Below are 20,836 nucleotides of genomic sequence, written 5' to 3'. Positions count from 1 at the left end.
TGAAGAATTCTCTCTCTGGTCTTCTCTGTGCCTCGGTGCCTCTGTGGTTAACTCTGGGTTCCATTACAGGAGTTCCTTGATCGGCGTCGGCTCGCTGACGATGTGGGCCGGGCGGCCCTGCTGGTTGTACAGGATCTTCCCGGGGTCGATGCCGAGCTTCGTATACACGGTCGAGACGAAGTTCTCGGGCGACAGCACCCGATCGACCGCCGCGAACCCGTTCCGGTCGGTCGCGCCGATGACGGTGCCGCCCGGGGTGCCGCCGCCGGCGAACAGCACGCTCATCGCGTTGGCCCAGTGGTCGCGGCCGGCCTTCGCCTGGCCTGTGAGCGTCGAGATCTTCGGCGTCCGCCCGAACTCGCCGAGCGCGATCACGAGGGTGCTGTCGAGCATCCCGCGCTCTTCGAGGTCGGTGACGAGTGACGCCACGGACTGGTCCCACGCCGGGAGCCGGGTGCGGAGCGCGCCGAAGATGTCGCTGTGGTGGTCCCAGCCGCCGTCGTTGACGGTGACGAACGGCACCCCGGCCTCGACGAGCCGGCGGGCGAGCAGCAGGCGCTGGCCGAAGCTGTTGCGGGCGTACCGGTCGCGGGTCTTGGTCGGCTCGCGGCCGATGTCGAACGCGGCCTGGGCCTCCTTCGAGTTCATCAGGTCGTAGGCCTGCTTGTAGTGCTCGTCGAGGGCGACGGCCGGGTCGCCGGCGGCCTTGTCCATGACCCGCTTCAGGGTGTCCACGTCGCTCCGGACGCCCGCCCGGTCGTCGAACCGCTCGCCGGTGAGCCCCTCGGGGATGGCGACGTCGCGGACCTTGAACCCGCGGCCGTTCGGGTCGTCGCCGACGACGAACGGGGCGTACTTCGCGCCGAGGAAGTTGGCCCCGCCGGACCGCGTCATGCTGGGCATCGAGAAGTACGCGGGGAGCCCGACCGGCGCGCCCTTCTCGGCGGCGACGACCGACCCCATGCTCGGGTGGAAGCTCACGAACGCCCCGCACCCGACCGGGATCCGCGGCGGCGCGCCGGTCATCATGTAGTGGTTGCCGGCCCCGTGGTTCCCCTGGTCGTGGCGGATCGAGCGGATCATCGCGAACTTGCCGAGCCCGGCGGCGAGCTTCGTCATGTGCTCGGAGAAGTGGACCCCCGGCACGGCGGTCGGGATCGCCTTGAACTCGCCGCGGTACTCCTCGGGCGCGTCCGGCTTGGGGTCGAACGTCTCGAAGTGCGTCGGCCCGCCGTCCATCCAAATGAGGATGCACGCCTTGGCCTTCGCCTCGGGCTTGTTCACCGCCTCGGCCGCGAACCCCCGCGCCCGCAGCGCCGTGAGGAGCCCCCCGCCAAGAAACGCGCCGAGACCGAGCTGGAGGCAGTCGCGCCGCGACGCGCCGGCGCAGTTCGTGTGAAAGGGCATGCGAGAGCCTCCTTATCGATGACTTCAATCGTGGAGTGCCAACCCTTGAGACACCATCGCCGCCCGAAGGAAATTGGCGACATCCTGTTGTCCGGCCAACTCCGCCTGGTCGAGCGGTCTCAACCCACCGTTCGTCCAGATGCGGAGCCTCGCCCCGGCTTCGACCAACACCTTCACGATCGCCAGGTGCCCGTTGTTCGCCGCGTAGTGCAGTGGGGCGAAGCCACTCGCGTCCTGCTTGTCGAGCGTCGCCCCGGCGACCGCCAGGAGTTCCACAAGGTCGAGGTGCCCAGCGCTGGCGGCCATGTGGAGGATGCTAGACCGGGTACCGGTCTTCTCGGCGAGGTCACACAGTTGCGGGTGCTTGTCGAGCAGCGCCGCAACCCTGGGTGCGTCCCGCTCTTCAACGGCCGCGAACATCTCCTGTGCAGGGGTCATTTCGCACGTCAATCGTTGAACACGAACTCGGGGGTGTTGATCATCGCCCAGAGCAGGTCTTCGGCGGCGCTCCGGCGAGAAGCCGAAGGCTTCTCGAAGCGCTTGGTGGCGGCGGCGCGTTCCTTGTCGGTCGGGAGGCGGCAGTACGCGAGCAGGTACAACTCGTCGACGATCTCGGCGGGGGTCTTCGCGCTCTTGGCGAGGGCGGCACACCGCCCGGCGTCGTCGGTCACCTTGCGGTACAGGTTGGGCGAGTTCATCAGGTGCAGCGCCTGCACCACGGTCGTGTCGGTGGTGCGCTCACACGGCGGGTCGGCGTTCGGGTCGGGCCGGCCGAAGCTGTCGAGGAACACCGACTGGGCGCGTGCGGTCCATACCTCCATCGCCCGCGAGCCCGGCGGCATCGCCTCGAACTTTTCCGGCACCCCGCTCACGTCGCTGACCATGTCGAGCAGCACCTCGGCCCGGAGCCGCTGGCGGTAGTGCCGCGAGTAGTTCCGCAGGTCGGCCGCGTTGCGGTCGTTCGGCGTGGTCGAGAGCCCGTAGGCGTGGCTCGCGGTGATCGTCTTGATGAGCCTCTTGAGGTCGCACCCGTTCTTGCGGAAGTCGGCCGCGAGCGCGTCGAGCAGCGCCGGGTTGCTCGCGGGGTTCGTCGCGCGGAGGTCGTCCACCGGGTCCACGATGCCGCGGCCCATCAGGTCGGCCCACACGCGGTTGACGATCACCTTTGCGAAGTACGGGTTCTCCGGGGCCGTCACCCAGTCGGCGAGTACGTCGCGCGGGTCGCGCTCGGGCGGGATGTCGAGCGGCGCGCCGAGCAGCGGGGTCGGCGTCATCACCTTGCCGGTGAGCGGGTGCTTCACCCCGGCTCCGGTCGCGGCCCCGTACACCGTTTCCTCGCTCCCCGAGATCGGGGCGGAGATGCCGGTCCCCTTCCGCCCGATGCGGCCGAAGAACGCGGCGAAACTGTAGAACTCGTCCTGGCCCCAGACCTCGAACGGGTGGTGGTGGCACTTCGCGCAGTCGAGCCGCACGCCGAGGAACAGTTGGCTCACGAGGGTGGTGAGTTCGGCCGGGTCGCGGCGGTCGCGGTACATCACCACCGCGCCGTTCTTGAACGTGCTCCCCTTCGCGGCGATCAACTCGCGCACGAACTGGTCGTACGGCTGGTTCTTGCGGAAGCTCTGCCGCAGCCACTGGTCGAGGTTGTACGTCGCCTTGATGCCGACGTGGTAGGCGTTCGGCCGCAACAGATCGGTCCACTTGTTCGCCCAGAAGTCGGCGTACTCCGGCCGCTGCACCAGCGCGTCGATCAGCTTCTCGCGCTTCTTGGCGTCCTTGTCGGCGAGGAACGCACGGGTTTCGTCGGGGCTCGGCAAGCGGCCGATCACGTCGAGGAACGCCCGGCGGTGGAACGTCGCGTCGCTCGCGGGGTCCGACGGCGTCAGGTTCAGCTTCTGGAGCTTCGCCCAGACGTGGCCGTCGATGAAGTTGTTCCGGGGCAGCGCGTCGTACACCGCGGCGGCGACCGGCGTGGGCAGCGGCACGAGCACCTGGCTCACCGCGAACTTCTCGGCGAACCGGGCCATGACCGTCGCCTCGCCCGGGATCGGCCCGGCCCTCACGAGCCCGTTCGCGTCCACCGCGGCGTACACCGCCTCGCTGCTGGAGAACTGCGACAGCGCCGTCACGTCGCGGGTGCCGCCGTCGGAGTCGTGCGCCGTCACGGTGAGTTGCAGCGTCGCGTTGAACGCCATCAGCTTGCTGTCCGGCGACACCGTCACCTTCACGATGCGCGGGGCGTCGGCCGGGGTCCGCGGGAGCCCGGCGGCGACCCACGCTTCGAGGACGCGGTACGCCGGGTCGGTCTGGGGGAGCTTCTTGCCGCCGCCGTGCGGGACCGCCCCGCTCGCCTTCCGCAGCAGCAGGCTGAACGGCGGGTTCGCGGGGAACACGCGGCGGCCGCGGGCCTCGGTGGCGATGGCGTTGAAGTCGAAGTCGTGGTCGAACGCGAGGAGCGAGAGCTGGAACCCGTTCTGCCCGCGGGCCTTCCCGTGGCACGGCCCGGAGTTGCACCCGTACCGCGTCAGGATCGGTTGGACGTCGCGCTCGAACGTCGGCACCGGGTCCGCGGCGCGCGCCGGCGGGGCGGCGAGGAGGCACAGCAGGGTGAGGGCGTGCGATCGCCGCATGGGAGGGGCCTGCGGGCTGGCGGGTCGGGCGAGACGGCGGGGGCGGGAGCGTTCGGCGGGACCGTTGAAGCATACCCCGCGGCCGGGGCGAACGCCAGCGCCGAATCCGGCGGTCAATCCGCCGGTCCGGCGACGCCGCCGTCCCACTCGATCCGGCACCGCGGGAGGGCCGCCGCGAGGCGGCTCACGCCGCCCCCGGTCACCTTCGTGCGCCGCACGTCCAGCGTTTCCAGCGCCTTCGCCCCGGCGAGCCGCTGGAGGCCGGCGTCGGTCACCCGGTCGCACCCGCCGAGCGACAGGGTCTTGAGCTTCGGCGACGCGGCGACGGTCGCGAGCCCCGCGTCCCCCGCCCGGGTGCCGTCGAGCGACAGGCTGGCCAGTTCGGTGCACTCCCCGAGGTGGGCGAGCCCGGCGTCGGTCACCCGGGTGTTGTGCAGGCTCAGGGTCGCGAGCGCCCGGCACCCCGCGAGGTGCGCCACGCCCGCGTCGCCGACCGCCGTGTCGTTCACCCACACCGCTTCGAGCCCCTTGCAGTTCTTGAAGTTGGCGAGGCCGGCGTCGGTGGCGGCCGTGCAGTCGAGCCCCAGGTTCCGCACGGCCGCGGAGCCCGCGAACTGCGCCAGGCCGGCGTCGGTCACGCGGGTGTTCCCGAGGTTCAGGAGGACGACGCCGCGGGAGGCCTTGAAGTTCTCGATTCCCGCGTCGCCCACCCGCGAGCAGCGGTTCAACTGCAGGAACAGGAGGTTCCGCGCGCCCTTGAACACCGCGAGGTCGGCGTCGCCCACCTGCGGGCCGGCCAGTTGCACCCCGGCGAGGACGAACGGCACGCGGGGGAGGTCGGCGGCCCGGCGGACCTCGGCCGGCGGCGCGTTCACCCACACCGTGCCGCCCGCCGCGAGGACGAACTCCGCCGCCGGGCGCTCGTCGGCCGGCCGCTCCGGCGCGGCCGCCGGCGGCGCGGCCTTCTGCGCGAGCGCCGGGGCGTCGAGCTTCCCCCGCGTGAGGGCGACCACGGCGGCGACGGTCGCCAGGCCGAGCATGCCGGCCGCGGCGACCCACGCCCACCGCCCGGCACCGGGGCGGCCGCGCGCGGCGGGCCCGGCGGCCCGGGGCGAGAACGCCTCGAGTTCCGCCACCACGGCCGCGGCGGTCGCGGGCCGGTCGGCGACCGGCTTGGCCATGAGCCGCGCCACCAGGGCGGACAGCGCCGGTGGAACGGCGGGGTTCTTCTCGCACGGCGGGGGCGGCACCTGGGCCCGCACCGCGTTGAGGACGGCCCGCGCCGTCGGGCCGCGGAACGGGAGGTCGCCGGTGAGCATCTGGTACAGGACGACGCCGAGGCTCCACAGGTCGGTCCGGGCGTCCACGGCGGCGCCGCGGGCCTGCTCCGGGCTCATGTACGCCGGGGTGCCGACGACCGCGGCCTCGGTGGCGACCTCCTCGGTCAGGTCCGGGTCGGCCGCGCCGACCGCCAGCCCGAAGTCGAGGATCTTCACGCGCCGGGCCGGCCCCTCGAGCCAGACGTTCGCGGGCTTGATGTCGCGGTGGACGAGCCCCTGGGCGTGCGCCGCGGCCAGCCCGACCGCCACCTCGCGGGCGATCCGAACCGCCTCGGCGACCGGCACGACGCGTGCCTCCCGCAGCGCGTCGGACAGGGGCACCCCCTTGAGCAGCGGCATCGCCAGGAACGGGACCCCGCCCTCCTCGCCGACCTGGAAGATGGAGATGATGTGGTCGTGCTCGACCGCCGCCTGCGCCCGCGCCTCGCGGAGGAACCGGCCCTTCGCCGCGGTGTTGCTGGCGAACTGCGGGAGCATCACCTTCAGCGCGACGTGCCGCCGCAGCGCCGGGTCCTCGGCCCGGAACACCGCCCCCATGCCGCCGGCCCCGATCTTGCCGACCACGCGGTACGGCCCCAGGCGGCCGAGTTCGTCGGGCTGCTGGGGCGGGGCCAGGAACGCGAACTCGGCGGACCGCGGCGGCCCCGGCGGCGCGGCCAGCGTCTCGTGCCCATCGGTGGACTCGTCCGGCGCCGCGAAGGGGGTCCCCGGCGAGATCGGGCTGCTGCGGGCGAGGCGCTCGGTGTCGTCGGGCGCGGGCGTCGCCCGCCCGCACCCCGGGCACGCACCCGCCGCGGTGAGCGGTGCGCTGCAAGACGGGCACGTCGCGGCGGGTGCGGGCATCGGGCGACCGGGAGGAGTGGGGGACGGGGACATTCTCCCACCGCGCCCCCCGGAGGGCAACCGCAGCTGCCCGCGAACCGTCACAGCTTCCGGTTCCGCGGCGCGTTCCGCGTGCGCTTGCTCGGCGGCTGCTTCCGCACCCACCTGATGAACGCTTCCAGTTCCGGGGCGCGGCGCAGCTCGGCTAGCGTCGGGTACAGCGCCTCCAGCGTCCGGTTCGTAAACGTGGCGTGGACCATGCCGTGGCACTGCGAGCAGATCAGCTCGACGTCGTCGGGCGTGCCGCCCCGCGACTTCGGCAGGCAGTGGTGCTTCGTCAGGCCCGCACGGGTGAAGGCGCGGCCGCACAGCCCGCACGGGATGCCGGTCTCGTCTCGCGTCGGCACGACCCGCCCTCCCCCCACGCGCGGACACTCACCACCTGATACGATACCGGGGACACCGGTTCGCGCCACCTGTCTCCTTTCTTGCCAGGGACACCGAATGAACGCACTGCTGCTCCCGCTCCTGCTCGCGGCCCCGGCCCAGCCGGGCGACGACTGGAAGGCGGCGGAGACGAAGCACCTCGCCAACATCAAGCAGGTGACGACCGGGTTCGTCCGGGCCGGCGAGGGGTACTTCTCGCCGGACGGCACGAAGATCATCTTCCAGGCCGAGGAGAAGGACACGGGCAACCCGTTCTACCAGATCTTCGTCATGGACCTGGCGACCGGGAAGTTCACCCGCGTCAGCCCCGGTGCCGGCCGCACCACGTGCGGGTACTTCCACCCGAACGGCAAGCGGGTGCTGTTCGCGAGCAGCCACGGCGACCCGGACGCCAAGAAGCACCAGGAGGCCGAAGTCGCGCAGCGGGTGGAGGACGCCAAGAAGGGGGTCCGCCGCCGGTACTCGTGGGACTTCGACCCGCACATGAAGATCTACGAGAGCGACCTCGACGGCGGGAACATCAAGTGCCTCACCCCCGACGCCAAGGTGTATACGGCCGAGGGGAGCTACTCGGCCGACGGCTCGAAGATCGTGTACTCGGCCGGAACCGCGGGCGACGTGAACCTGTTCATCATGAACGCCGACGGGACCGGCGCGACGCAGATCACCAAGGGCACGAAGTGCTACAACGGCGGGCCGTTCCTCAGCCCGGACGGCACCAAGGTAGTCTTCCGGGCCGACCGCAAGGAGAAGGACCGGCTCCAGCTCCACGTCATCAACGCCGACGGCACCGGCGAGAAGGCGCTCACGACCGACGACAAGTGGGTGTACTGGGCACCGTACTGGTTCAAGGACGGCAAGCACATCATCTACACCGCCGCGGACCACTCGAACGAACTGGCCCGCCCGAACTATGACCTGTTCTGGATGAACCTCGACACGGGCAAGGTGGCCCGCGTCACGCACGCCCCGGGTCAGGACGTGCTCCCGGTGTTCAGCCCGGACTACAAGAAGGTGATGTGGACCAGCAGCCGCGACGGCCGCTCGCCGACGCAGCTCTACATCGCCGACTTCACCCCGCCCAAGGACGAGTGACACCGAATCGCAGGGATTCGTTTCTTTGTTGGTGGGGCAGGCATTCTTGCCTGCCTCCAGACGCCTTCGGAGGCAGGCAAGAATGCCTGCCCCACCAAGAGCAACTGATCCACGCGAGTCGGTATGACGGCGTGTCTTCCGAGCCACGCGGCTTGCCCCCCGTGGTCTTCTGCACCGCACCACGGGGCGAATCCCGTGGCTCGAACGGCGTTGCGCGACGGGCGAAACTTCGCGCACGCGACGAACTCCGCCGGGACCGCAACGCCGCCCTCAAAATAAGCTATCCTTGGTCGCGCCCACTTCCCGGCACTCGCTCAGGATGTCATGGCAGCCGACCTCTCATCCGGAACGCAGGCCCTGTCGCTGGCGAGCATGCCGATCGCGTTCGGCCTCGCCCTCGGCTACGTGCTGCTCAAGCCGCGGCGGCGCGGCCGCACCGGGCTGCGCACCGCCCTGCGGGTGCTGCTCCCCAAGGGCATCTGGCTGCACCCCAGTACGCTCCTCGACGTCCAGTACATCCTGGTCGGGTCGCTCGCGTTCTCGGTGGTCTTCGGGTACACGCTCCTGAGCGGGTACGCGGTCACGAGCGGCGTCAGCGAGGCGCTCGCGGGGGTGTTCGGCCCGCGCGAGGCACCCGCCGGGGTGCCGGTCGTCGCGCTCGGCGCCCTGGTCCTCGTGCAGTACCTCGCGTTCGAGTTCACGTACTGGCTGTACCACCTGCTCTCGCACAAGGTCCCGTTCCTGTGGGAGTTCCACAAGGTCCACCACTCGGCCACGGTGCTGACGCCGTTCGCGAACTGGCGCGTCCACCCGGTGGACACGATCCTGTACGTGAACGCACTGTCGCTGTTCGGCGGCGCGACCGGCGGCGCGATCTACTACTGGTTCGGCGAGGACGCCTGGTTGACGAGTGCGGTAGGCAGCGGGGTGCTGTACGCGCTGTACCTGTCGCTGTGGGGGCACCTCCAGCACTCGCAGTTGTGGATCGCGTTCACCGGGCTCCCGGGCCGGCTCGTCCTCAGCCCGGCGCACCACCAGATCCACCACTCCGACAACCCGGTCCACTTCGACAAGAACTTCGGGGCCGGGTTCGCGATCTGGGACTGGCTGTTCGGCACCCTGCACGTCCCGCAGCGCGAGCGCGAGGCGCTCCACTTCGGCACGCGGAACGACCGGCACCTGAAGAAACTCGTCCCGTCGCTGGTGTACCCGTTCCGGCACGCCGCGCGGCACCTGCTCGGCGTGTTCCGCCGCCCGAAGCGGAAGGTGTCCCGGCCCCCCGGCGCCGCGCCAACGGATCTGAAAGTGGAACCGGCACGGGTCGGTCAGGCCGCGGACCGCGAACACGCGAGCGGCGCGGCGTGAGCCCGCCCTACGCGTGCCACTCGGTGCGGTCCTCGAGCCCCTCTTCCTCGGGCCGCACGTCCACTGACACGCGGACCACGTGCTGGCCCCCGCCGAGGATCACGCCCTTGAGCGGGCTCACGTCCTCGTAGTCGCGGCCCCACGCGAGCAGGACGTAGCGGTCGTTGGGGATCTGGTTGTTCGTCGGGTCGAAGTCCACCCACCCGAGGTCGCCGCAGAACACGCTCACCCAGGCGTGCGTCGCGTCGGCCCCGACCAGCCGCGGCTTGCCCGGGGGCGGCTGGGTCGAGAGGTACCCGCTGACGTACCGGGCCGCGAGCCCCTGCGACCGCAGCACCGCCAGCATCAGGTGCGCGAAGTCCTGGCACACCCCGCGGCGCTTATCGAACACCTCGGCCACCGGGGTCGCCAGCGTCGTCGCCCGCGGGTCGTACACGAACTCGTCGAAGATCCGCTCGGTGAGGTCCAGCGCCGCGGCGACGATCGGCCGGCCGGGCGCGAAGCTCGCGGCCGCGTACACGGCGTACCGCGGGTCGGCGGCGACGTACCGCGAGTCGAACACGTACTGGTAGGCGTCGAGCCACGCTGCGCTGCGGTCGGCCCCGAGGCGGTCGCGGACCAGCTCCCACGCCGGGGCCGCGGCCGGGTCCGGCGGCGGCCGCGAGCACACCTCGACGCGGTGCGTGGCACTCACCGTCAGCTCCCGGTGCTGCTCCTGGACCGTGAAGTAGCTCACCGGGTTGCCGAAGTAGTCGGTGCGGTCCTCGATCACGGCCGGGTCCGGGCTGATGGTCATCACCGAGTCGTCGACCCGCTGCCGGTCGCACTCGCGGGGCGACAGGTGCGCGACGTTCTGGCACAGCGACACGACCTCGCTGTAGTCGTAGCTCGTGTCGTGCGTGATGCGGTAGCGGATCATCGGCGTGGGGTCCGGGCGAGCGGGGGGGGGGGGGCCCCCCCCCGGGGGGCGCAAAACAAGGTAAAACGGGGGGGTCGCCCCCCCCCCCCCCCCGGGGGGGGGCCCCCACGGTCTGGGGGGGGGGGGCCGCCCCCCCCCCGCTCGCCGCGTCCCTCACAGGTGGTCGCCGCTGTCGGTCGCGGTGCGGCGGACCAGTTCCGTCGCGGCCAGGTGCCGCGACGTCTGGAGGTGACTGAGATACTGAAGGGTGATCGCGTCGGACATGATCGGGAGCCAGCCGCCGACGTGCTCGAGCAACTCGGCCAGCGCCGGGCGGTGCCCGTCCTTGACCGCGGCGAGCCGCTCGGGCTCCGCGAGCCGCACCGCGTTGACCGCCGCCAGCGCGAACCGCTGCTCGGGCGACCGGGCCGCGCCGCGGGGGGGCCGCGGGAGGTGGTTCACGTCGTCCTCCAGGGCCGCCAGCTGCGCCGCCAGCGACCGCGGGTTCGACTCGTCGAACACCAGCAGGTCCAGGGCCGCCTCGGCCCGCAGGTTGCTCAGGTACCGGCGGCGGTACGTCATCCCGCTGTCGGCCACTTCGAGGGCCGCGTCGAGCGTCGGCCCCTCGTGCTGCGGCGGGTCGACCAGCATCCCCTTGAGCATCGCGATCAGGTGCAGCGCCCGCTCCAGCTTCCGGCCCATGTCGAGGAACCGCCACCCCTCGGCGCGGGTCATGCTCTCGACCGCGAGCCCGCCGAACGCCGACAGCGTGATGACCGTGCGGTTGAGCAGGTCGAGCACGTCGGCCGGGGTCGGGCCGTCCTCGCCGTACGACTGCGGGTCCGTCGGGAAGTCGATGAGCCCGCTGAGCACCCGCCACATGTCGATCGAGATCAGGTCGCGGACGATGCTGGCGACCCGCCGCAGGGCCCGCACCGCGGTCGCCAGGCTCCCGGGGTACGCCGGGTCGAACACGGCCCGGAACACGCCCGCCTCGGTGCCGGCCGCGTCGGCCGGGGCCGCGTTGGGCTCGCACGTCAGCACCATCGTGCGGAGCAGCGCCGGGAGCTCGGGCACGTCGGCGAACCCGCTCCGCTCGGCGAGCCGCACGACGATGCACCGCAGCAGCCGGGTGGTGCCCTCGGCTCGCTCGGCGTACCGCCCGAGCCAGAACAGGTTGTCGGCCGCGCGGCTCGGGAGGTCGCCGCCGGCCCGGGTCAGCTGCACCCGGCCGCTCGGGGGGAGCAGGCTGAAGTCGCTCACCGGCCCGTCGGCCAGCACCCACGTGTCCTTGCTCCCGCCGCCCCGCTGCATCGACACGACCATCGTGTCGGCCGAGGCGCTCACGCGGGTCAGCCCGCCGGGCATCGCCTTGAACCCGTCGCGGTGCGCCGTCAGGTACGCCCGCAGGACCATCTTCCGCGGCACGAGGCGGCCCCCGTCCATCACCGGGGTGGTCGAGAGCTCGACCTTCCGCTGCGCGACGTAGTCCGCGGGGCGGGCCCGGACCCGCTCGGCGCACGCGGCCCGCTGGTCGGCCGGGAGCTCGCCCGGGAACACCGGCTCCATCCGCATCGCCGGGAACACCGGCTTGACGACCACGTCGTCGAAGTTGTCGAGGACGTACCGGAGCGACACCGGGTCGCCGCACCACCACGTCGGGACCGACTCGAGCTTGAGGTCCTCGCCGAGGAGGTCGCGGCACAGCCGCGGCAGGTACGCGAGGAACGCCGGGGTCTCGAGGACCCCGGTGCCCAGCGCGTTGGCGACGGCGACGTTCCCGCTGCGGACCGCGTGCATCAGCCCCGGCACCCCGAGGAACGAGTCGGGCCGCAGCTCGAGCGGGTCGCAGAAGTCGTCGTCGAGCCGGCGGAAGATCACGTCGACCTGCTGGAGCCCGCCGAGCACCTTCAGGAAGACGCAGTTGTTGCGGACCGTGAGGTCGCCGCCCTCGACGAGCGTGTACCCGAGGTACCGGGCGAGGTAGGCGTGCTCGAAGTACGTCTCGTTGTACGGGCCGGGGGTGAGCAGCACGATCCGGGGGTTCTCGCGGTTCCGGGGCGAGATCGCCCGGAGCGTGTCGCGGAACGCCTGGAAGAACGGGGCCAGGCGGTACACCTGGCAGTCGCGGAACGCCTCCGGGAGGGTCCGCGTCATGACGATGCGGTTCTCCAGCGCGTACCCGGCCCCGGACGGGGCCTGCGTGCGGTCGCCGAGGACCCGCCAGTTGCCGTCGGCCCCGCGGCCGAGGTTCGCGGCGTACAGGTGCAGGAACCGGTTGTCGGGGAGCTCGACCCCGTGCGCCGGGCGGAGGAACCCGGGGTTCGGGAACACCAGTTCCGCGGGGATCGCGCCGGTGCGGAGGAGCCGCTGCGGGCCGTACAGGTCGCCCAGGACGAGTTCGAGGAGCCGGGCCCGCTGGACGAGGCCGGCTTCGAGCCGGACCGCCTCGGCGGGGGCGATCAGCAGCGGGACCGGGTCGAGCTGCCACGGGCGGGAGATGCCGCGGGGGTCGCCGTAGACGTTGTAGGTGACGCCGTTGTCGCGGATGAGGTGCTGGGCCTCGCGCCACCGGCGGCCGAGTTCGGCCGGGCTGAGTTCGTCGAGCGAGTCGAAGAACGGCTTCCAGTGCGGCCGCGGGACGCCGCCCGGGTCCGCGGCCTCGTCGTACCCCCGGGTCGCACCGTAGGCCGGCCGGACCGGCTCGGCGGCCGGTTCTTCGTCGGGCGGGGGTGGGGAGAGGCTGCTCGGCATCCGAATGCTAGGCGTGGGTCGCGGGGCGGGCGGGGGCGGGTCCCCGGCGGGTGCGGTCCGGACGAACCCGGGGGGCTCGCGCCCCCCGTTCACTTCGCTCATTCTACCACACCGACCGCGGCACGGCTCCGTTCCGGCTCGACCGCGGGCCGCGGCCGCGGCGGGCGGACCGGTTCCGGGGCGCGCAGGTCGAGCGTGAGCGGGAACTCCGGGTTCGGCTCCAGCGGCGGCACGGTGATCGGTCCGGGCGAGTGCCCGAACGCGAAGAACCGGGCCGTGCGGCGGCTCTCGGCCTCCAGCGCGTTGACCGGCATCGTCTCGTGCGACCGGCCCCCCGGGTGCGACACGTGGTAGCTGAACCCGCCGATGCTCCGGTCGTTCCACGTGTCGAGCACGTCGAACAGCAGCGGCGAGTGGACCGGGATCGTCGGGTGCAGGCAACTCGGCGGCTGCCACGCCCGGTAGCGGACCCCGGCGACGAACTCGCCGTGCGTCCCGGTCGGGTGGAGCGGCACCCGGCGGCCGTTGCACGTCACGACGTGCCGCGGGTCGGTGAGCCCGCGGACCTTCACCTGCACCCGCTCGACCGACGAGTCGACGTACCGGGCGGTGCCGCCCGAGGCGTTCTCCTCGCCGAGCACGTGCCACGGCTCGATGGCCGTGCGGAGTTCCAGGTTCACCCCGCGGTACGTGACGGCCCCGAGGTGCGGGAACCGGAACGAGACGTGCGGCGAGAACCACTCCGGGTCCACCACGTACCCGCCCCGCACCCGCAGCTCGGTCAGCGCGTCGCGGAAGTCCTCCTCGACGAAGTGCGGGAGCATGAACTTGTCGTGCAGCGACGTGCCCCACCGCACCAGCTTGTGGTCGTAGGGCTTCCGCCAGAACCACGAGACGAGCGCCCGGAGCAGGAGCTGCTGCGCCGAACTCATCTGGGCGTGCGGCGGCATCTCGAACGAGCGCAGTTCGAGGAGCCCGCGGCGGCCCTCGGCGGAGTCCGGGCTGAACAGCTTGTCGATGCAGAACTCGGTCCGGTGCGTGTTCCCGGTCACGTCCACGAGCAGGTGCCGGAACAGCCGGTCCACGAGCCACGCGGGGACGTGCTCGCCGCGGGACTTGTCGACCTGCGCGAACGCCAGCTCGATCTCGCGAAGCGCGTCGTGCCGGGCCTCGTCCATCCGCGGGTGCTGGCTCGTCGGGCCGACGAACAGGCCGCTGAACAGGTACGACAGCGACGGGTGGTTGGTCCAGAACGCGACCAGGCTCTTGAGCACGTCCGGCCGCCGCAGGAACGGGCTGTCGGCCGGCTTCGAGCTGCCGAGGACCATGTGGTTCCCGCCGCCGGTGCCGGTGTGCCGGCCGTCGATCATGAACTTCTCGGCCGTGAGCCGGCTCTGCCGGGCCTCCTCGTACAGCGTCGTCGTGATGTGGACCAGTTCGTCCCACGAGTCGGCCGGGTGCATGTTGGCCTCGATCACGCCCGGGTCGGGGGTGACCGAGAAGTTCTGGATGCGGTGGTCCGACGGGGGCCGGTACCCCTCGATCAGCACCGGCACCTTCAGTTGGGCCGCGGTGGTCTCGATGGCCGCGACGAGTTCGAGGTAGTCCTCGATGAACCGGGCCGGGGGCACGAACACGTACAGCTTGCCGTCCCGCGGCTCGACGCACAGCGCCGTGCGGACGAGCGGGCCGGGGGCCGGGGCGAAGTCGCCCGTGCCGTTGAACGGGGCCGACGTTCGCTTCGCGCCGTGGCCGTTCTTCGAGAACCCGAAGTAGTCGTCGGAGCCGGTGCCGCGGGCCGGGTCGTACAGGGGCTTGCCGGTGCCGGTGCCGGTGCCGGGGCCGGCGGCGTCGGCCGCGGGGCCGCCGCGGGACTGCATCAGGGGCCGGCCGAACGTCGGGAGCGCCCCGCGGGGCGCGAACGGGTCGCGCTCCTCCAGGAACTGCCGCTCCGCCGGGTCCTCGTAGGGGATCGAGTCGAGCGGCAGGCGGAACCCCATCGGGCTGTCGCCGGGGACCAGGTACATGTGCTCCTGGCGGAGGAACCACGGGCCGGACTCCCACCGCGACCCGGGGCCGAACGCCCGCCGCAGCGGCAGGCAGTACCCGACCACCGAGCCGAGCTTCTCGCCGAACACCTTGGCGATCCGGGCGCGCTCCATCTCGTCGGCGAGGTTGCTCTTGAGCGGGTCCACGTTCACCGGGAGCCGCCGCTCGCGCCACATGTAGTACCAGACGTCCTCGTACCCGGGGATGGCGTACTTCGGCTGCACCCCCAGGTTCTCGGCCAGGGCGGTGATGAACCGCTCGGCGTCGGGCGCGCGGAACCCGTAGGCCGTGGCCTCGTCGGCGACCAGTTCGGGGTCGTTCCAGATCGGCTCGCCGTCGCGCCGCCAGTAGCACCCGAACGCCCACCGCGGGAGCTGCTCGCCGGGGTACCACTTCCCCTGCCCGAAGTGCAGGAACGCCTTCGGGGCGAACTTGTCGCGGAGCCGCTTCAGGAGGATCTCGGCCTGCCGCCGCTTCTTCGGCCCGAGCGCCTCGGTGTTCCACTCGGGGGCGTCGCGGCCGTCGATGCTCACGAACGTCGGCTCGCCGCCCATCGTGAGCCGCACGTCCCACTCGCGCAGGTCGGCGTCGACCTGGTGGCCCAGCCCGTTGATCGCGTCCCACTGCTCGGGGGTGTAGGGCTTCGTAACCCGGGGCACCTCCTTGAGCCGCGTCACCGACATGTGGAACTCGAACCCCTCCTCGACCTTGTCGTCCTCGACGCCGTCCCGCTTGGCCCACGAGAACGAGCCGTTGACCGGCGCCGCGCTCTGGGGCTCGGCGGTGCAGGCCAGCGGGATGTGCCCCTCGGCGGTGAGCAGGCCGGACGTCGGGTCGAGGCCGACCCACCCGGCCCCGGGCACGTACACCTCGGTCCAGGCGTGCAGGTCGGTGAAGTCGGCGGTCGGGCCCTCGGGCCCCTCGATGGGCTTCTCGTCGGCGACGAGCTGGATCAGGTAGCCGGAGACGAACCGGGCCGCGAGGCCGAGGTGCCGGCACAGTTGCACGAGGAGCCACGCCGAGTCGCGGCACGACCCGCGGCCGCAGTCGAGCGTGTGCTCGGGCTCCTGGACCCCGGGCTCCAGGCGGATGACGTAGTCGACCGCCCCGTTGACCGCCTGGTTCAGGGCGACCATGTAGTCGTTCATCGGCACGCCGGTCTTCCGGTGCGCGTCGATCAACTGCTGGAGCCGCGGCCCCGGGGGCAGCGTTTCGAGGTACGGGGCGAGTTCCCGCTTGAGCCCGTCCTCGTACGCGAACGGGTACTTCTCGGCGTACTCCTCGACGAAGAAGTCGAACGGGTTGATGGTCGTGAGGTCCGCGACCAGGTCGACGGTGACCTTGAGTTCGCTCCCGGGCTTGGGGAACACGAGCCGGGCGAGGTAGTTGCTGTACGGGTCCTGCTGCCAGTTGAGGAACTGCTCGGCCGGCTCGACCTTGAGCGAGTAGCTCAGGATCGGGGTCCGGGCGTGCGGGGCGGGCCGCAGGCGGACGACGTGCGGCAGGAGCGTCACGGGCCGGTCGTAGGTGTACTTCGTGACGTGGTTCAGCGCGACGCGGATGCCCATGGAGCGATACCTCGGTGTCAATCGTCAGGTGGCGAGCGGGGGGCGTCAGCCCCCCGAGGCACGAGTTCGCAACACACTCGGGGGTGCTCGGCCGAAGTCACCGGCGGCCCGCGTGGGGCCAACGACTCAACAGAGCGACTCGGGGCTGACGCCCCGCTCGGCCGGCTCACCCCTGCGTCTGGGTCATCGTGCCCAGGGTCTGCGTCTGCGTGGAGCCCTTCTGGCTCTGGGCGGCCCCGGCCGGGGCCGCCTTGGGGACGAGCACCTCGGGCGCGAAGAACGTCGAGTGGATGGCCTCGCCCACGTGGTGGACCGCGTCCACCACGTGCGTGAGCGCCTCGTGGAGCCCGTCTCGCACGATGGTATGGATCGTTCGGGCGTCGAGCCAAGCGAGCAGCGCGGCGATTTGGGTTTCGACCGGCGTCCGCGCCCTCCCAACCGGATTACCCGCTGCGGCCGTCGCGGCGCTCTCGCTCTCCCACAGGCACCACCGGATCGACCGGGGGAACTGCTCGTCGTAGATGAGGAACTCGGCCACGGCGGTGCCGGGGTCGATCGGGGCCGACCGGGCCTTCTTGTGGAACGGCTCGTACCCCGAGCAGCTCATGAGGATGGCGACCCAGTGGGCGTTGTCCACCGGGGTGCCGATGTCCTCGGCCCGCGCGAGGAGCGTGTGGTACTTCACGTCCATGATGCGGGCCGTCTGCGAGGCCCGCTCCAGGTGCGTGCCGAGCTTGAAGAACTCCCACGCCTCGCCGTGGCTCATCGTCGTGTCGGCGATCCCGTGGAGCAACTGGTTGATCCGCCGCACCTGCGAGTAGAACTCGTGCCGGTTGCTGTCGTACGCCTCCCGGCCGGCGGTCCCCTGCATCCACAGGTGGTAGTAGTTCAGCCGCTCCCACATCTCCCCGGAGATGACCTCGCGGATGATCCGGGCGTTCTCCCGCGCCCAGAACAGCGACGAGATGATGCTGAACGGGTTGTCCCGCTCCCAGGTCATGTACTCCTGGACGGCCTCGGCCGAGGGGTCGCCCTCGTAGTCGTGGATGCCGGAGATGATGAGGAGCGGCTGCCACTGCTGCTCGACCGGCACGTGGAAGTCGAGCAGCAGGGTGCGGTTGACTTCGAGAACGCGGGCCGTGTTCTCGACCCGTTCGAGGTACCGGGCCATCCAGAAGCACTGTTCCGCAACGCGGGAAATCATGGTTCGCTTCGCTCACAGGAGTGCGGAGTGCGGAGTGCGGAACGCGGAATCACCGGAAGGGAGGGCGGCCCAGGTCTGATGCGTCTCGATTCCGCGCTCCGCGTTCCGCACTCCGCACTGGTCAGTCCACGACCCACGTGTCCTTGCTGCCGCCGCCCTGGCTGGAGTTCACCACGAGCGAGCCCTTGGTGAGGGCCGTGCGGGTCAGGCCGCCCGGGAGCACCCACGTCGTCTTGCCGCTGATGATGTACGGCCGCAGGTCGACGTGCCGCGGGGCCGTGCCCTCGTCGGTCCAAGTCGGGCACGTGCTGAGCGTGACGACCGGCTGGGCGATGTAGTTGCGGGGGTTCTCCTTGATCTTCGCGGCGAACTCGGCCCGCTGCGGCGCCGTGCTGCTCGGCCCCATGAGCATCCCGTACCCGCCGGACTCGTTGACCGCCTTCACGACCAGCTCTTCGAGGTGGTCGAGCGTGTACTTCAGGTCGGTCGGGCGGGCGCAGATGTACGTCGGCACGTTCTTCAGGAGCGGCTCCTCGTTCAGGTAGAACCGCACCATCTCCTCCGTGTACGGGTACACGGCCTTGTCGTCGGCCACGCCGGTGCCGACCGCGTTGGCGAGGGTGACGTTCCCGGCCCGGTACGCCTTGAACAGGCCGGGAACGCCCAGGAGGCTGTCGGGCCGGAACGCCTCGGGGTCGAGGAAGTCGTCGTCGAGCCGGCGGTAGATCACGTCCACCTTCTGCGGCCCGCGGGTGGTCTTCAGGTAGACCGTGTCGTCCTGGACGAACAGGTCCGGGCCGAAGACCATCTCGACGCCCATGTGCCGGGCGAGGAAGCTGTGCTCGAAGTAGGCCGAGTTGTACTGCCCCGGCGAGAGGACCACGACGTTGGGCGGGGTGTTCGCGGCGTGACAGGTGACCGAACTGAGCGCCTCGCGGAGCCGCTGCGGGTAGTCCTCGACCCGCCGCACGCGGATGTCGGCGAACAGTTGCGGGAACACCTTCTTCATCACCGCCCGGTTCTCGAGCACGTAGCTCACCCCGCTCGGGGTGCGGCCGTTGTCTTCGAGGACGAGGAACTGCCCGTCGGCGTCGCGGATCAGGTCGGTGCCGCAGATGTGGATGTACACGCCGCCCGGGGGCGTGAACCCGATCATCTCCTTGCGGAACCCCTTGGACCCCAGCACGAGGTCCTCGGGAACCACCTTCTCCTTCAGAATGCGCTGCTCGTTGTACACGTCGTGGAGGAACAGGTTCAGCGCCCGGATGCGCTGCACGAGCCCCTTCTCCAGGTCGGCCCACTCCTTGGCGGGGATCATCCGTGGGATCAGGTCGAACGGGAAGATCTTCTCGGTCCCGCGGCGGTCGGAGTACACGGAGAACGTGATCCCCTGGTTCACGAACGCCATGTCGGCGCTGCCCCGCCGGGCGTGGAACTCCTTCAAGAAGAGCTGCCCGAGCCGCTCGACGAGCTTGCTGCAGTGGCCGTGCGGGTCGCCCCCGCGGGTGAACAGTTCGTCCCAGGCCGTTGCGTGCGGGCTGTAGTGGTCGAAGAGCCTCGCAACGGTCGCGGCGCTACCGTTCAGACTTCGAGACAAACCCGGGGTGGTGAGAGTGGTTGTCATCGGTGTCCTGTCTTCCGCGAACCTGGCACGCACAGACATCGGGCATTTGTGCAATGCCTTTGTGCAATCAGGTTCGGATTCGGGGTCATTTGTGACTAATTACCACGCAGAGCAATTGCGGTGCCCGCGACCCGTTTTTGACGTGGTGAACCGCACCAATCGGTTTCTCATCGTTGATTACACAAAACTTACGTCATCTCTTGGTATTTGGCCGAGGGAACGGGTTTGAATTGCGGAACGGTTGCTTTGCAACCAACCGAAGCAATCGGTCGTGCGGTTCGGCCCCAGCGTGGCGCGGTGCCGGCCGAGAGCGCGGTTGATTTACTCGCGACCCGGTGGCTATTCTGGGCCCCGGTCGATCTGCGGTTGACCGATCTCTTCGCACTTCGTAGCCTACAAACATCATAAACTTGATGATCTAGCTTTCGGCGTCCCACTCCGAGGGCGTCGTCGGGGGCATTGTCATGTGGACACGGGTGCTCGTCGGTGCGGTCGCGGTCTACATCGCCGGGGCGGGGCTCTGGGTCGTCGCCTCCGGGTTCGGCAAGAACGAGCAACTGCTGAACGTCTCGTGCGACCCGACCCGCGAGCTGTGGCACGACCTCAACGCCGCGTTCCTCGCCCACTACGAGCGCGAGACCGGCACCAAGGTCTTCATCCGCCAGTCGCACGGCGGCTCCGGCAGCCAGGCCCGGGCGGTGATCGACGGGCTCCCCGCCGACGTCGTCTCGCTGGCGCTGTGGACCGACACCAACGCCGTCGCCAAGGCCGGGCTCCTGGACCCCGACTGGGAGAAGCGGTACCCCAACCGCTCGCTGCCGTACACGTCCACGATCGTGTTCGTCGTCCGCAAGGGGAACCCGAAGAACCTCCGCGACTGGGCCGACCTCACCCGCGGCGACATCGAGATCGTGACGCCGAGCCCGAAGACGTCGGGCAACGGGAAGTGGAGCTTCCTGGCGATGTGGGGCTCGGTGGTGTGGCGCGGCGGGTCCGAGGCCGAGGCCCGCGAGTTCGTCACGAAGGCGTACCAGCGGGTGCCGGTGCTCGACGCGGCCGCCCGCGGCGCGACGATGACGTTCGCGCAGAAGGGGATCGGCGACGTCCACCTCACCTGGGAGAACGAGGCCCACCTGGAGGTGAAGGAGGCCGAGGGGAAGCTCGAAATCGTCCACCCCGGGGCGGACACGCCCCGCGGCGCGATCAGCGTGCTGGCCGAGCCGCACGTCGCCGTCGTGGACGCGAACGTGCGCCGCAAGAACACCGCGGCCGTGGCCGACGCGTACATGAAGTTCCTGTACACGCCCGAGGCGAAGAAGCTGATCGTCAAGAACTTCCACCGGCCCGCGGACCCCGAGGCCCTCGCCTCGGCCGACCCGGAGTTGTACGCCCAGTACCAGAAGCTGTTCCCGAAGATGGCGCTGTACGAGGCGACCTCGCTGGTGCCGTCGAAGAAGTGGGACGAGGTGCAGAAGACGTTCTTCGCCGAGGGCGCGATCTTCGACCAGATCCAGACGGCGGGGCAGCAGAAGAAGTAAGCAGGTTGATCCGCAGATTACGCAGATGGACACAGATTTCCGGACAGAGGACAGAGGACAGAGGACAGAGGACAGAGGACAGAGGACAGAGGACA

At 70.7% G+C, this 20,836-nt stretch carries 13 protein-coding genes; 3 read left to right on the top strand and 10 right to left on the bottom strand.

Annotation, left to right across the window (positions count from 1 at the left end; genetic code table 11):
- Positions 1-63 precede the first annotated feature (63 nt).
- From ACTIGN_RS28885 to ACTIGN_RS28865, 5 genes are all read right to left on the bottom strand, one after another.
- The gene (locus tag ACTIGN_RS28885) at positions 64-1,407 is read right to left on the bottom strand and encodes a DUF1501 domain-containing protein (protein ID WP_439630438.1); all 1,344 of its coding nucleotides are present in this window, start codon (positions 1,405-1,407) and stop codon (positions 64-66) included.
- A 24-nt stretch (positions 1,408-1,431) separates the two neighbouring features.
- Positions 1,432-1,845, bottom strand: a complete 414-nt coding sequence (locus ACTIGN_RS28880) for an ankyrin repeat domain-containing protein (RefSeq protein ID WP_439630437.1) — start codon at positions 1,843-1,845, stop codon at positions 1,432-1,434.
- 8 nt (positions 1,846-1,853) lie between these two features.
- Positions 1,854-4,037, bottom strand: a complete 2,184-nt coding sequence (locus tag ACTIGN_RS28875) for a DUF1549 domain-containing protein (RefSeq protein WP_439630435.1) — start codon at positions 4,035-4,037, stop codon at positions 1,854-1,856.
- Positions 4,038-4,150: 113 nt separating this feature from the next.
- The gene (locus tag ACTIGN_RS28870; protein ID WP_439630433.1) at positions 4,151-6,220 is read right to left on the bottom strand and encodes a protein kinase domain-containing protein; all 2,070 of its coding nucleotides are present in this window, start codon (positions 6,218-6,220) and stop codon (positions 4,151-4,153) included.
- Positions 6,221-6,300: 80 nt separating this feature from the next.
- Complete coding sequence (locus ACTIGN_RS28865; RefSeq protein ID WP_439630431.1) at positions 6,301-6,606, bottom strand: HNH endonuclease; 306 nt, start codon at positions 6,604-6,606, stop codon at positions 6,301-6,303.
- Between the two features lie 97 nt (positions 6,607-6,703).
- Between ACTIGN_RS28865 and ACTIGN_RS28860 the strand changes: the two genes are divergently transcribed.
- Both ACTIGN_RS28860 and ACTIGN_RS28855 read left to right on the top strand, forming a co-directional pair.
- Positions 6,704-7,741 (top strand): TolB family protein, encoded by a 1,038-nt coding sequence (locus tag ACTIGN_RS28860; protein ID WP_439630429.1) that lies wholly within the window; start codon positions 6,704-6,706, stop codon positions 7,739-7,741.
- A gap of 324 nt (positions 7,742-8,065) precedes the next feature.
- Complete coding sequence (locus tag ACTIGN_RS28855; RefSeq protein ID WP_439630427.1) at positions 8,066-9,106, top strand: sterol desaturase family protein; 1,041 nt, start codon at positions 8,066-8,068, stop codon at positions 9,104-9,106.
- A 7-nt stretch (positions 9,107-9,113) separates the two neighbouring features.
- On the opposite strand, the gene ACTIGN_RS28850 is transcribed toward ACTIGN_RS28855, so the two are convergent.
- The 5 genes from ACTIGN_RS28850 to ACTIGN_RS28830 all read right to left on the bottom strand — a co-directional run bounded on the left by ACTIGN_RS28850 (position 9,114) and on the right by ACTIGN_RS28830 (position 19,203).
- Positions 9,114-10,025 carry a transglutaminase family protein gene (locus ACTIGN_RS28850; protein WP_439630425.1) on the bottom strand — a complete coding sequence of 304 codons (912 nt, stop codon included), beginning with the start codon at positions 10,023-10,025 and terminating at the stop codon, positions 9,114-9,116.
- Positions 10,026-10,178: 153 nt separating this feature from the next.
- The gene (locus tag ACTIGN_RS28845) at positions 10,179-12,758 is read right to left on the bottom strand and encodes a circularly permuted type 2 ATP-grasp protein (protein ID WP_439630423.1); all 2,580 of its coding nucleotides are present in this window, start codon (positions 12,756-12,758) and stop codon (positions 10,179-10,181) included.
- Positions 12,759-12,856: 98 nt separating this feature from the next.
- Complete coding sequence (locus ACTIGN_RS28840; RefSeq protein WP_439630421.1) at positions 12,857-16,375, bottom strand: DUF2126 domain-containing protein; 3,519 nt, start codon at positions 16,373-16,375, stop codon at positions 12,857-12,859.
- Positions 16,376-16,541: 166 nt separating this feature from the next.
- The gene (locus ACTIGN_RS28835; RefSeq protein ID WP_439630419.1) at positions 16,542-17,579 is read right to left on the bottom strand and encodes an alpha-E domain-containing protein; all 1,038 of its coding nucleotides are present in this window, start codon (positions 17,577-17,579) and stop codon (positions 16,542-16,544) included.
- Between the two features lie 121 nt (positions 17,580-17,700).
- Positions 17,701-19,203, bottom strand: coding sequence for a circularly permuted type 2 ATP-grasp protein (locus tag ACTIGN_RS28830; protein WP_439630417.1), 1,503 nt, complete (start codon positions 19,201-19,203; stop codon positions 17,701-17,703).
- Positions 19,204-19,667: 464 nt separating this feature from the next.
- Here ACTIGN_RS28830 and ACTIGN_RS28825 point away from each other — a divergent pair, with 464 nt between their 5' ends.
- Positions 19,668-20,741: a sulfate ABC transporter substrate-binding protein gene (locus ACTIGN_RS28825; protein WP_439630415.1), complete on the top strand. Its 1,074-nt coding sequence runs from the start codon at positions 19,668-19,670 to the stop codon at positions 20,739-20,741.
- The last annotated feature ends 95 nt before the right edge of the window (positions 20,742-20,836 follow it).

The sequence above is a fragment of the Gemmata sp. genome (assembly GCF_051859125.1).
Lineage (GTDB): Bacteria > Planctomycetota > Planctomycetia > Gemmatales > Gemmataceae > Gemmata.
Note: the sequence above shows the minus strand (reverse complement) of the source record. Positions and strands in the feature narration are given on the sequence as shown.

Coding starts and splice junctions, on each gene's coding strand:
- ACTIGN_RS28845 (WP_439630423.1), bottom strand. CDS start 12,758: ATGCCGAGCAGCCTCTCCCCACCCCCGCCCGACGAAGAACCGGCCGCC.
- ACTIGN_RS28835 (WP_439630419.1), bottom strand. CDS start 17,579: ATGATTTCCCGCGTTGCGGAACAGTGCTTCTGGATGGCCCGGTACCTC.
- ACTIGN_RS28850 (WP_439630425.1), bottom strand. CDS start 10,025: ATGATCCGCTACCGCATCACGCACGACACGAGCTACGACTACAGCGAG.
- ACTIGN_RS28885 (WP_439630438.1), bottom strand. CDS start 1,407: ATGCCCTTTCACACGAACTGCGCCGGCGCGTCGCGGCGCGACTGCCTC.
- ACTIGN_RS28825 (WP_439630415.1), top strand. CDS start 19,668: ATGTGGACACGGGTGCTCGTCGGTGCGGTCGCGGTCTACATCGCCGGG.
- ACTIGN_RS28840 (WP_439630421.1), bottom strand. CDS start 16,375: ATGGGCATCCGCGTCGCGCTGAACCACGTCACGAAGTACACCTACGAC.
- ACTIGN_RS28855 (WP_439630427.1), top strand. CDS start 8,066: ATGGCAGCCGACCTCTCATCCGGAACGCAGGCCCTGTCGCTGGCGAGC.
- ACTIGN_RS28860 (WP_439630429.1), top strand. CDS start 6,704: ATGAACGCACTGCTGCTCCCGCTCCTGCTCGCGGCCCCGGCCCAGCCG.
- ACTIGN_RS28875 (WP_439630435.1), bottom strand. CDS start 4,037: ATGCGGCGATCGCACGCCCTCACCCTGCTGTGCCTCCTCGCCGCCCCG.
- ACTIGN_RS28830 (WP_439630417.1), bottom strand. CDS start 19,203: ATGACAACCACTCTCACCACCCCGGGTTTGTCTCGAAGTCTGAACGGT.
- ACTIGN_RS28880 (WP_439630437.1), bottom strand. CDS start 1,845: ATGACCCCTGCACAGGAGATGTTCGCGGCCGTTGAAGAGCGGGACGCA.
- ACTIGN_RS28870 (WP_439630433.1), bottom strand. CDS start 6,220: ATGCCCGCACCCGCCGCGACGTGCCCGTCTTGCAGCGCACCGCTCACC.